A 12297-nucleotide genomic window follows, 5' to 3' on the forward strand; every position below is an offset into this window, starting at 1 on the left:
TNATGCCNGAANAAAAACCACGCACACGATCCGACTACTCCTACTTTGATACGGTAGACACCCGCTGGAATGATAATGATACCTATGGACACCTAAACAATGTTATCTACTACGAATTATTCGATACTGTAATTAACCGATATCTCATCAAGTTTGGCAACCTAGACATCAAAAATGGTGATATTGCTGGCATAATTCCAGAAACCCATTGTAAATATAGAAANCCTGTCCGGTTTCCCGATAAGCTAGATGTAGGTTTGAAAGTAGCTCGACTTGGAAAATCAAGCGTCACCTATGATAGTGCCCTCTTTAGACCAGAGGAATCCGATGCATCCGCTGAGTGCTACTTTGTTCACGTTTTCGTAAATCGGGCACAGCAGCACCAACCTGTCCAAATTCCCGGAGATCTGAGAGCGGCCCTCGCCCAACTATCCACCAAGGGCCCCGACTCACTCTAGAGAGGCCTCCACGGCCTAGCCCGCAACAAAACCTTTGAATCTTTTATTAAACCTTGCCACCTGGCCTCCGGTATCAACAAGATGGGTCCCGCCACCTGTCCAAGCTGGATGGGTCAGAGGATCTACGTCCAATTTTAAGGTGTCCCCTTCTTTTCCCCACGTTGACCGCGTCTTATACTCTGTACCGTCAGTCATGACGACGTTAATTTCATGGTAATCAGGATGTACGTCTTTTTTCATAATACCTATCCTAGTATATGCTGGAGTGTATAACCGACCTAGGAACTCGGCTCAAGTGCCTAATGAGGAAAGTTTAAACACATTCTACTGCCAGTCTGAGAGAAATTTATGTCCCAAAGACCACATGATTTATTCCCTCCGCTTAGACCAATAAGCAATAAATACGTAGACGTAGGAGATGGCCATACTCTCTATCTCGAAACGTTTGGAAATCCGAAAGGAATTCCGGCCATATTCCTACACGGCGGTCCGGGAAGCGGATGCAATCCCGACCAAGCCCGCCTCTTTAATCCAGACCACTACCATGCAATACTCCTCGATCAACGCGGTTCTGGGAGAAGCACCCCAAAACGCTCGCTGGAGAACAATACTACACAATGTCTTATCTCTGATATAGAGGTAGTAAGGGAAACCTTATCAATAGAGAAGTGGGTCGTGGTTGGAGGATCCTGGGGTTCCACGCTAGGGCTTGCATATGCTCAGCAACATCCAGGGAGNGTCTACGGATTAGTTTTACGAGCAATTTTTTTGGGAACCTCCGAAGAAACCGAATGGGCTTTTGGGGTCGGTCCCAGAACCTTCTATCCAGACCTTTGGGCCAAATTTATACAGTTAGTGCCAGAAGCCCAGAGGCACAACCCTATTCCGCATTTCGGCAAACGATTAGAAAACGCCGACCCTAAAATCCATATTCCCGCCTCTCAGAATTGGGGCCANTTTGAGCGAATACTTTCATCTCTTTTACCCAGTTCCACNGACCTCCCTTCCGCCATGACCAGTGGAGAAACCCAAAACCTGGGAGGCACACCCAACACACCCTTCATAGAATGGCATTACATTAAGCATAATTGGTTTCTCGGCCCCAACCAGCTCCTAGAGGGCGCTGCCCGTCTTCAGGGANTTCCAGGGATCCTAATCCAGGGACGTTACGATATGCTATGTCCCCCAAAAACCGCCCATCGACTTGCTCAACATTGGACTGACGCCGAACTTCGGATCGTACCCTGCGCTGGCCATACCGCGACGGAACCCCAAATTANAACAGCTTTAATAGAAGCTTTAAGAGACCTAAGAGAGCGAATACCTTCCCTGCCTTTCCACTCAGACAGCTAAAACTTTATACGCAAACTTCCCTCTAAAGCGTTTGCATCTCCTCCAATACTATCCAGTCTCCTTGAACCTACAATTCCGCCACTTAAAGCATCGCCAATTTCAAATTCTAACCCGCCTCGAAGACCTAGACTTGCTCCGACACCAAATTCCCAACCCTTTCGAAAAGCCGAAATCGGGGAAATGTCTTTGTAAGAGAAGAGACCACCTAAGAAAGGCTCAATGCGACCAAGCGCCAAACCTAACCGGGCATCGATGAGCTGTTTAGGCCCTTTCTCGTACCCTTCTGAAAACCAATTATGATTTTCGATTAACCCTCTACCCTTATCTACCAAGTGTTGACTCAAATTAACTCGGCCGTGCAAATTCATACCCCTGACTTTATGATATGAGCTCAATCCCACCGATGAAAACCATCTCCATTGAGACTTACTCCCTGGCACTCCCGATTGATCTCTTGACGAAATAGCAAGATCTCTATTCGATAACATGCTGTACCCTATCTTCATATCAAGCGACATAATATTACCTACTATGAACTTCGCGTCTGGTCCAATTGATATGATTCTCGATCCTAACTCTGATAGGCCAACACTATCGCCTGTCGACCACTCATCGTTCCACAAAACATTGCCATCTCCCACAAAGACCTTCAGGGCCAAGTCCGTTTCCAGCCACTCGCCTCCCTGACCCAGTACAAATTCTTCCTCGAAAATTGACTGAAACTGCTCCGGGGACAAAGGCCTGTGTTGCCCCAAACCTTCCACAGAGAAGGCAATACTGGACGCAACCCAGCACAGTAACGCGTTTCGAAGCACTACTAGCAATGTAAGTTCCTTTTGGCTCTGTCCGAATGGCACAGACAACAACAAGTATCACGTTCAGAATACAATACTACATTTTAACTTGGTGGCAGTAATAATTGATATTCCTTCACATTTAACGAAAGGAATGGGCATTCCCTCCACAGAAGGAGCCCAATTATTTCAAAACTAATAAAATTAGTTAGGATTTTATTATAAGTNTCTATTATTTAATCGTTATTTTTATACCGTATTGCATAAATCAACAAGGTTACTTGTAGCCCTTCCCAAGCATATTTGGCTGCAGACCTTTGATTAATACAATCTCACTTAGAAAAAGTGCTTAGCTGAAAACGTCGCCCCAGCTTCCCTTGGTGGCCGCCTTGCTATATTCGGTGGCACGATTCTCAAAAAAATTAACGTGCTCCACCCCGTTAATCATCTCTTCGACCCACGGAAGTGGGTTTTCTGTAATTTCNAAGCAAGGATCCAAACCAAGCTGCCTGAGTCGACCATCCGCTACGAACCGAATATATCTCTTAACATCGGTTCCCTCCAAACCCTCAACTCCCCCAAGTTCAAAGGCGCGATCAATAAAAGCATCTTCATGGGATACAACTTTCAAACATATTTCCTGGAGTTCCTGATCCAGGGAATTAGAACGTAATTCTGTATTTTCCGACATAAACGTGGAAAACAACCTTATCATAGAGTTGGTGTGCAAAGTCTCATCGCGCACTGACCAGGAAACAATCTNCCCCATCCCTTTCATTTTATTAAATCGAGGAAAATTGAGAAGGATAGCAAAACTTGCAAACAATTGAAGGCCTTCCGTAAATGCACCAAAAGTCGCTAATGTACAGGCGATTTCTCTCTTCGAATCGGATTTGAATGCTTGCAAAAAATCGTACTTGTCTTTCATCTCCTTATACCGCAAGAACGCAGAGTACTCGATTTCTGGCATGCCAATTGTATCCAGAAGATGAGAATATGCGGCGATATGAACAGTTTCCATGTTAGAAAAGGCCGCCAGCATCATTTGTATTTCAGTTGGCCGAAAAACTCTTGAGTAGTGNCTCATATAACAATTATTTACCTCGACATCGGACTGGGTAAAAAATCGAAAAATTTGGGTCAGGAGGTTTCTTTCTTGGGGGGTCAAGATCCGATGCCAATCCTTGACATCGTCTGCTAGNGGCACTTCCTCAGGCAACCAGTGTATCTGCTGTTGTTTTAACCATGCGTCGTAGGCCCAGGGATACTTAAAGGGTTTGTATACCGGATCCGCATCAAGAAGACTCATCTGGAGGAACTACCTATCATTGACAAGCGAGACATTCATCATAATCTACAGCACTACCAGGAGGGTCAGCATCCAAGGAGGACGAAGTGACGCCCGTTTCCCCCAGGGTGGCAATGGTATCTGCTCGTTGAAGAGACTTTGATCTACAATAATAAAGGCTTTTTACTCCCTTCTTCCAGGCACTGAAGTGGATTCCATGTAGATCTCGTTTATGAATATCTGCTGGCAAAAAAAGGTTCAGAGATTGAGACTGACAGATGAATTTTGTTCTGTCTGCTGCTAATTCAATTAACCACCTCTGATCAATTTCAAATGCTGTCTTAAAGACATTCTTCTCATCACTAGTCAGAAAATCCAAATGCTGCACAGATCCTTCATTGGCGATAATCGATGACCAAGTTGCGTCATTATCCTTGCCCTTTTCCACAAAAATTTCTGACAGATACTTATTTCGCACATTGAAAGAACCACTCAGAGTTTTGTGTAAGTAGCTATTTGCAGCAACTGGCTCGATTCCAGGTGAGGNACCACCACAGATTATTGAAATGGAAGCAGTTGGAGCGACGGCTAACTTGTTTGAAAACCTCTCAGCTATCCCAAAATCTGCTGCATCAGGGCAAGGCCCCAATTCAGCGGCTATCTCTCGGGAGGCCTTATCCGCCTCAGTTTTTATATGCTTAAAAATCCGGAAGTTTAGTGATTTAGCTACCGCTGACTCCATTGCCACGCGTTTTTGTTGAAGATAAGAGTGAAAACCCATTACACCCAAACCAACGCTTCGCTCCCTCATTGCTGCATACCTAGCTCGTGACATACTATCTGGAGCTTTCTCGATAAAATCCTGAAGAACGTTATCCAAGAAACGCATAATATCTTTGATGAATTGTGGTTCATTACACCATTCCTCAAAGTACTCCAGATTCAGTGAGGATAAACAACAAACTGCTGTACGCTCTGAGCCAAGCCGGTCCATTCCCGTGGGCAAGGTAATTTCACTACATAAATTTGACATTTTTACACTTAGGCCTGCTAATTTCTGGTGCTCGGGCAACGCCCTATTCACATGATCAATGAAAAGGAGATAAGGCTCCCCCGTTTCTATACGCGCAGTTAAAATTCTCACCCATAGGTCCCGAGCGGACATCTTTCGCACAACCGCCTTATCTTTTGGACTAACCAGCGCCCAATCTTCTCCGTCTTCCACCGCCCGCATAAAAGAGTCAGGGATCACCACCGCATTATGAAGATTAAGGGCTTTTCTATTAGGGTCGCCGCCAGTTGGACGCCGCAACTCAATAAATTCCTCAATCTCAGGGTGGGAAACCGGCAGGTAAATTGCGGCGCTACCTCTTCTAAGCGATCCCTGGCTAATCGCCAAGGTTAAGGAATCCATGACCCGTATAAAAGGAATCACACCGGACGTCTTGCCATTACCCCCCACGGTTTCGCCGATTGACCGAAGATTACCCCAGTAGCTTCCTATGCCCCCACCTCGCGCAGCGAGCCAAACATTCTCGGTCCATAAGTCTACTATTCCTTCTAGACTATCTGATGACTCATTTAAGAAGCATGATATTGGAAGACCTCTATTGGTACCGCCGTTACTCAGGACAGGGGTAGAAGGCATAAACCAGTGTCGACTGATATACTCGTACAAACGTTGGGCATGACCCGTATCGTAGGCAAAATAACTAGACACGCGAGCGAACAATTCCTGATAACTCTCTTGAGGCATCAAATACCGGTCATCCAATACTGCCTTGCCAAATCCTGTGAGCAACGCATCTCTTTCAGGCTTTGTCTCGACCTGACCGCTCCGTTCAAGTTGGACTACGTTAAGCATACCACCATCCTTGCACTCCGTATCTATCCACAGCGTGTGGATAACCGTTTGTGGATAAAGCCCTCTATGCTGCAGAGGATTTTCCTACCACTAGAAAATGTCGAATTGTTACTAAACAAAATACGCTAATCCAGTGCAAGTTAGTTTGCAGCAAAAACGACCACTAAAACCTACTTTGGGTTGTTCCTAAGAACTAGATCATTTCCTCTCAAACACCAAAAACCCGCGCCCAACATAGCTCGTGGATATTCGATACTTAACCACATGCTATTAGTGATCCGACCCAAAAAAAAAGATTATCGGGCCATAAAACTTAATTCATAGGTTTGACTGCAGTCTATCATTCACCCCGGGCGAATCACCTTCAATCCAAAAAGTTCTACATTCCGTCGCCGGCTTTCGGTAAGATGGCAACCCTCAATGCTCCGGGGCACGGACTGCAACTCGAGAAAGCGGAAATTTCGAAATTCAAGCTATAAAATGATAGGACAAGCATATGACTGTAGAAAAAGAAATAGCTGCCTTTGCGGCTGAGATTCGCGGCCCCCTCATTAATGAATTCCTGTGACCCCTTCAGCGCTGCAACGGCAGCTTCTCTGACTAAGTCATGGACCTATCCAAGAATTTGTTCTTCATTATTATACAGTTATCACTTTTTCTACTCTCATCCAAGAATGGTCTTCCTGCATGGAATTTGCATCTAGAATAAAAAAACAACGGGAAAAGCATGGGCAGGCTTACTCCAAAACTTGGACTGGACCGCCTGGCGGACGCCGGATTAAGGACGCTTGTTCAAAAGCATAAGCTAGATTGATAATGAAAGTATCTTCCCAAGCCTTACCAATGAAAGATAAGCCAACCGGCAACCCAGCAATATAGCCCATTGGCAGCGTTACGCTCGGATAACCAGATACAGCTGCCAAGCAAGAGCTATCCCCCAGCCTGTTATCCCCATTTGNTAAATCGATCGCCCACGGCGTAGAAGTGGTAGGCGCCACTAAAGCGCAACACGAATGATCTGATAACGCTCTATCTATACCCTCTCGCCTACTAAGACGCTGACATTCCTCAAGCGCCTTTTGATACTTCAAATCATTCAGCCCATAGGTCGCTTCAGCTGCCAGGAATTGTTCTTGTTGGAAATACGGCATTACCTCGAGCCTGTTTTGCTCATTAAAATGTATTAATTCGGATAAAGAACTGACTCTGCTTTGGTCTGTTAAAGCGGCTAAATACGCGTTCAGAGCGACCTTAAACTCTGTTCGTAACACCACAATTTCATGCTCCTTAATAGTCTGTTGATCAGGAAGAACGATGCCATCTATAACTTCAGCCCCAGCAAACTTAATTATTGTGAGAGCTTCCTCGAAGGCCTGATCAACAGCTTCTTGAAAGTGCGCAAGATTTCTCACCNCGCCAATTCGTTGTCCCTGAAGCGCCTTCGGGTTTAATGAACCTAAAAAGTTGTGGTAAAAATTTTTGGCTAACACGTTTGTCGATGTGTCTTCAGAATCGTGCCCCATCAATACTGCTAAAATAGTCGAAGCATCGGCAACAGTTTTAGCAATTGGGCCGGCAGTATCTTGACTAGGCGCGATAGGAATAACCCCCGTCCGACTAACAAGTCCTACTGTTGGCTTTATACCTACAAGTGAGTTCATTGCCGCAGGGACAACAATAGATCCGTCAGTCTCAGTACCTATTGCACCCGCACAAAAATTTCGAGCAACAGCAACAGCAGACCCAGAACTTGATCCACCGGGCGTGCGATCCAAAGTGTAGGCATTTCGAACCTGACCCCCACGACTGGACCAACCACTGCAGGACCTTGTCGATCTAAAATTAGCCCACTCGCTTAAATTACTCTTGCCCAAGATAATAGCACCGCCTGCTCTTAGTCGAGAAACTAAGTAAGCATCTTTTTGCGCCCTTGATCCGTCCAATGCTAAAGAGCCAGCAGATGTCATCATTTCGTCTGCCGTATCGATATTATCTTTGATGACTAATGGGATCCCATGTAACGCACTACGAACAATTCCCTTCTCTCTTTCCTCATCCATTTTCCTTGCAATGTCTTCTGCTTGAGGGTTTGGAAAGGCTATAGAATTAAAATCTTCGTCCTCTAACGAAATCTTCTTCAAAAAATGTTGCACCAGATCGTACGATGTGAAAACTCCTTGATCCAGGCCGTGACCTAGGTCCCTTATCGATAAAAGTTCTATATCATTTAATTCGCTGAAACTCATTTTGGCCTNCCTAATCAGGTGTGAATACGTTCACNCCATCAAAGTTTGATACTTTTCCTTTAGCGCCTAAATAATCCTCAACTGTCATATCTGCCAAAAGGCCCAAATCAGATCGGGTATTTGCGATGAAGCGTGAATCGTCCGGCAATCGCCCAAATAAAATACCAAAAGAAGGACCTTTGCGGTCGTGCATAATCGTATAGGTTTCGATTATAGCCTTTCCATCTGCTGCCTCTGTGACGCATGGCCCCCTGTCTGCATTAATTTCTGCTTGGTAGAGTTTTGGATCTTTTGGCTGAAATGGCTTATTAGGAGGTTCCGTGGAGTAAATTCCAGCGGATTGCTTCGTTATATAATTCCCATTGGCCGTGACAAGTCCCTTACTTCCTGGTTTATCCCTAACCTTGTTCATCATTTCAGCAATAGAATGTGTCACATAATTATTTCCTGGTCCCCCGAAATATGGCAACCCCCCCGTCACAGTTAANCCTCTTGGATCATCTGGATTAATTCCCATTTCATCGCACGCTATTTGGACGGCAGATGGAAAACAGCTGTATAAGTCCAGTGCGTCTAAATCATCCAGAGAACATTCAGCCATCTCAAATGCCTCTCTTGCCACTTTGGACATAGCGGGCGANGAGTGAAAATTTATGCGATCACTTAGATACCAATGATCATGGGCATCCGCGCAACCATGCAAATAAACCCATTTTTCCTCTGGAATGCCAAGTTCCCGAGCTTTTTTGGCGGAGGTTAAAATTATGGCTGCAGCCTGATCTATAAAGGCATTTGAATTCATCAATTTTGTATATGGAAAGCCAATGTACGGATTATTTGAATTTACTGAGGAAATTTGATCCGCTGTAAAACCCTGGCGGCGATCTGCCAACGGNTTATCTGCCGCGACTTTTGCAAATCTTGAAAATAACTTACCCATCTCAAGACTATGTTGCTCGATTGTCCTTTCTCTATTACCTCGAATCGCATTTTCAATCATTGGGTAAGCAAATATCGCNCCTGCCATTTTATGTCGATCTTCCATATCGGACCAGCCTCTAGTTTCTATACCCCAAACGTCACAGCTACCTCCCGGATTCTCGCTCCAGTCTAATTGGAGGCCTGCGCGCTCGGCTGCCTTTTGGGTCGCCAACGATTCCCCACCCCCAATTACTGCTGCATCTACTTCACCCCTGGTTACCATCTCAAACATTTTATTTACACACCATTGAGGCATGTTTCCGCCAGGATGGGTATACACAAAACGTTGAACATTTTCTGCTTCGATACGATTAGCTAAAGACTTTGGTGGGTTTGAATAGGTACCAAAAGGACAGGTAAATCGCCAACTCGTATCGGAGAAGGAGCGTACCACAACAATCGTATCTAGCGCCTTGAGTAAAGTGGAACCTGCTCCACTATCATCTGCCGCTTTGTACACTGCAGACGCTGTTAGATCTATGGGAGATAAACCACGAGAAGGATCAGGCTCCCTTTGGGTAATTTGGCCACCGCCAACTAAGACTGGCACTCTATTCCCATCCATTTTCCTATTCCCTCTACATCAAAGTACGCCCCAAATTAATTAAATTATATCTTTTGCTAAAGCTAATAGTAACCTATCCCTTTTTCGGTTTCCTTAGACCTTCTTCCGCACAGTACAGATTCCTANGTGTCGCAGATCATGTTACGGATTTGAGGTCCTAAAACTTAATGGACGACTCTCGATGTAAGATTTTAGAATAGATGATAGCCAAAACAAACAAGATTGGATTAGGAGCTATAATGGAGAACGAGCGCCTAAACACCCAACGAAAATGTCGTATTGCTAGTTTCACAAAAAGCCTTTTTTATGGCCTTAGAATATGTCAGCCTACGGGGACTGACCCACTAAATGTAATTTTGAATACCAGAAAATTTTTTTAAATTCACCATAAGTGAAGCTACACGCACATCGCACTATGTGAGTTTATTTACCATAACATATTATAATCAGGGGTATAAATTAAAGAGTAACACTTTGAACGACCCAGTAACCTAAGTTCTTGAACTAAGAAGGAACCCAAAAGGTTTAATATCTGATCAATGCCCAAACAAAATGCATCACCTTCCCAAACACTCATAAAGTTACTTGATGAAACAACCAAAATAAATCCGGGTGCGACAGCGCTTCTCCACAACAGGGAACGTATTTCATACAAAACCTTACAGAATCGTGTATATAATTTGGCTTCTCAGCTCCAGAAAATGGGCATCGGAAAAGAAGATCGGATAGGAATATGGTTGCCTAATATCCCAGAGTGGATTGAGGTGTTTTTTGCGTGTGCGCACCTGGGAGCGATAGCCGTCTCCATTAATACAAGGTTTGGCACTACAGAAGTATCTGACATACTAAATCGCTCCGGATGTAAGGCTCTATTTGTTTGTTCTAACCCCAGCGATGACAAATATTTATCCATACTTAGCCAGGTGAACAAAAATGTCCTAACTGCACTAGAAACAGTAATTACCGTTGGCAAGCCCTCCGGGGAAGCAAAAGACCTCCAAAAAATTCAACTCATTACCTACGCAAAACTAATTCAACAAAGCTCGACAGTATGGCTATCGACAACTATCAGCCCCTCCTCAAAGTGTATAATGTTCACCACATCTGGCACAACCAGCTTACCCAAACTGGTTGTACATACTCAAAATGGCATTGCCTCTCATGCCAAGGATGTTGCAAAATCAATTAAACTAGATATTCCTTCTTCTGTAATTCTGCAGGCTATCCCATTTTGTGGAGTGTTTGGCTTTTCCCAGGCTATCGCCGCCATCTCTTCCGGAGCTTCTATTCTTTGTCTTCCATCATTCGATGCAAGTAACACGTTAGATTTGATAAAAGAACACAATGTCACTCACCTTAATGGGAGCGATGAAATGTTTGATCGATTAATCAATGAAAGCAGTGATCTCTCTGATTTTAATTCGGTTGCTTTCTGTGGCTACGCGAGTTTTACCCCTTCTCTATCGAATATTGTTCAAACATGTCAGGAATTTGGACTAACTCTAGTTGGACTTTATGGCACAAGCGAATTACTTGCATTTCTCGCTGTCCAAAAACCTGAGTTGCCAACCTCTCGGCGTCGCCGAATGGGAGGTTTCCCCGTCAGCGAAAGCACTAAGGTCCGGATTAGGGATCCAGAGACTGGGGCAGCCATGCCCAAAGGAGAGGTTGGTGAGCTTGAAATTAAATGTGTTAGTCGAATGGAGTGTTACTATCAAAACCCAGATGCAACAGAACTCGCACTTACCAAGGATGGCTTTTTTAAGACTGGTGACTTAGGAAAAATTTGTAATGATGGGAGTTTTGAGTTCTTATCTCGCATAGGCGACGCACTTAGGCTCGGTGGATTTCTCGTAAATCCAGAAGAGGTCGAAAACTTTATCCAAAAACACCCGAAAGTCATAGGCTGCCAGGTAGTGGGAATAAATGGGCCTCAACGGCCGACCTGCGCAGCTTTCGTAACGGTAGAAAAAGGAACCCATGTCAGTACGCAGGAAATCATGGAATTCTGTCAGACCCGCCTTGCGAAGTATAAGGTCCCTTCCTATGTCTTTTTGATCAGCAAGTTTCCTACTACTACTGGTCCTAATGGAACCAAGATTCAAAAGACACTTTTACGAGACTTGGCGCAGAAAAAAATAGTTTCTACTACCTCCAACACCTAGCCATCGACTGTCCCAGAATTGCCACCAGCCTGGGCCGCAAAAATCGAGGTATAGCCACCTGACCAGTCTGGTGGTATGGGGCAAGGCCGTGGATCATGATGAGCCCATTTAACAGATTGCCCTCTCACAATAGCCCGATAGTTTTTAGATACGGCCGGGCTCGGCGTATACGCAAAGGCATCAGCCGAGGCGTATGCATTTATTAGCAAGGGTCGCCCCTCGGCCCGCTTGCTTGGCGGAGAGCCATGAACAGTTCTGGAATTGTGAATGGTTATTGAACCTGCTGGAGCACTTAGGTATACCGCTCGCGAGGTATCAAGGTCCGCAACATCTTCGTCCCTCAAGCCCCCTGTCCATTTCCCTTCTTCGTCATACAACTCATACAATGGTCCATCATGGGATCCAGGAATAATTCCAACTGGCCCATCATCAGGGCCCGTATCTTCCAAATAGCAACCAATAGCCAGAGGACTATAATTAGTATGAGGATAAAATTGGATATCCTGGTGCCACTGCACTGTATCACCGCCCTCATGCCATTTAAAATTTAATTTTGAATGATGAAAAAAAACGTTAGGACCTA

Annotated in this window: 11 protein-coding genes; 4 read left to right on the forward strand and 7 right to left on the reverse strand. The window is 44.8% G+C overall.

Features of this window, described 5'->3' with window-relative positions; all coding sequences use genetic code 11:
• Positions 1 to 2 precede the first annotated feature (2 nt).
• Positions 3 to 458, forward strand: a complete 456-nt coding sequence (locus CMM32_03430) for a thioesterase (protein MBT05952.1) — start codon at positions 3 to 5, stop codon at positions 456 to 458.
• 15 nt (positions 459 to 473) lie between these two features.
• On the opposite strand, the gene CMM32_03435 is transcribed toward CMM32_03430, so the two are convergent.
• A complete protein-coding gene (locus CMM32_03435) occupies positions 474 to 698 on the reverse strand; it encodes a 50S ribosomal protein L31 (GenBank protein MBT05953.1) in 225 nt (74 codons plus the stop codon).
• Between the two features lie 108 nt (positions 699 to 806).
• Here CMM32_03435 and pip point away from each other — a divergent pair, with 108 nt between their 5' ends.
• Positions 807 to 1811, forward strand: a complete 1005-nt coding sequence (gene pip / locus CMM32_03440) for a prolyl aminopeptidase (protein MBT05954.1) — start codon at positions 807 to 809, stop codon at positions 1809 to 1811.
• Here pip and CMM32_03445 read toward each other — a convergent pair.
• The 5 genes from CMM32_03445 to CMM32_03465 form a co-directional block, all read right to left on the reverse strand.
• Complete coding sequence (locus tag CMM32_03445) at positions 1808 to 2635, reverse strand: hypothetical protein (protein MBT05955.1); 828 nt, start codon at positions 2633 to 2635, stop codon at positions 1808 to 1810. The two genes, pip and CMM32_03445, sit on opposite strands and share 4 nt — an antisense overlap.
• Positions 2636 to 2954: 319 nt before the next feature.
• Positions 2955 to 3914, reverse strand: coding sequence for a ribonucleotide-diphosphate reductase subunit beta (locus CMM32_03450; protein MBT05956.1), 960 nt, complete (start codon positions 3912 to 3914; stop codon positions 2955 to 2957).
• 16 nt (positions 3915 to 3930) lie between these two features.
• Entirely contained in the window at positions 3931 to 5757 is a 1827-nt protein-coding gene (locus tag CMM32_03455) for a ribonucleotide-diphosphate reductase subunit alpha (GenBank protein ID MBT05957.1), read from the reverse strand.
• A gap of 737 nt (positions 5758 to 6494) precedes the next feature.
• Positions 6495 to 8003 (reverse strand): amidase, encoded by a 1509-nt coding sequence (locus CMM32_03460; protein MBT05958.1) that lies wholly within the window; start codon positions 8001 to 8003, stop codon positions 6495 to 6497.
• Positions 8004 to 8013: 10 nt separating this feature from the next.
• On the reverse strand, positions 8014 to 9549 hold the full coding sequence (locus CMM32_03465; GenBank protein MBT05959.1) for an acetyl-CoA acetyltransferase: 1536 nt from the start codon (positions 9547 to 9549) through the stop codon (positions 8014 to 8016).
• Between the two features lie 200 nt (positions 9550 to 9749).
• On the opposite strand from CMM32_03465, the gene CMM32_03470 reads away from it, so the two are divergent.
• Together CMM32_03470 and CMM32_03475 are read left to right on the forward strand one after the other, a co-directional pair.
• The gene (locus CMM32_03470; GenBank protein ID MBT05960.1) at positions 9750 to 9929 is read left to right on the forward strand and encodes a hypothetical protein; all 180 of its coding nucleotides are present in this window, start codon (positions 9750 to 9752) and stop codon (positions 9927 to 9929) included.
• A 159-nt stretch (positions 9930 to 10088) separates the two neighbouring features.
• Positions 10089 to 11714, forward strand: coding sequence for a hypothetical protein (locus CMM32_03475; GenBank protein MBT05961.1), 1626 nt, complete (start codon positions 10089 to 10091; stop codon positions 11712 to 11714).
• On the opposite strand, the gene CMM32_03480 is transcribed toward CMM32_03475, so the two are convergent.
• The coding region (locus CMM32_03480; GenBank protein ID MBT05962.1) for a phytanoyl-CoA dioxygenase at positions 11711 to 12297 on the reverse strand (587 nt) is incomplete at its 5' end. The genes CMM32_03475 and CMM32_03480 overlap by 4 nt on opposite strands.

The sequence above is a fragment of the Rhodospirillaceae bacterium genome, from assembly GCA_002728255.1.
In the GTDB taxonomy this organism is placed as follows: domain Bacteria; phylum Pseudomonadota; class Alphaproteobacteria; order UBA7887; family UBA7887.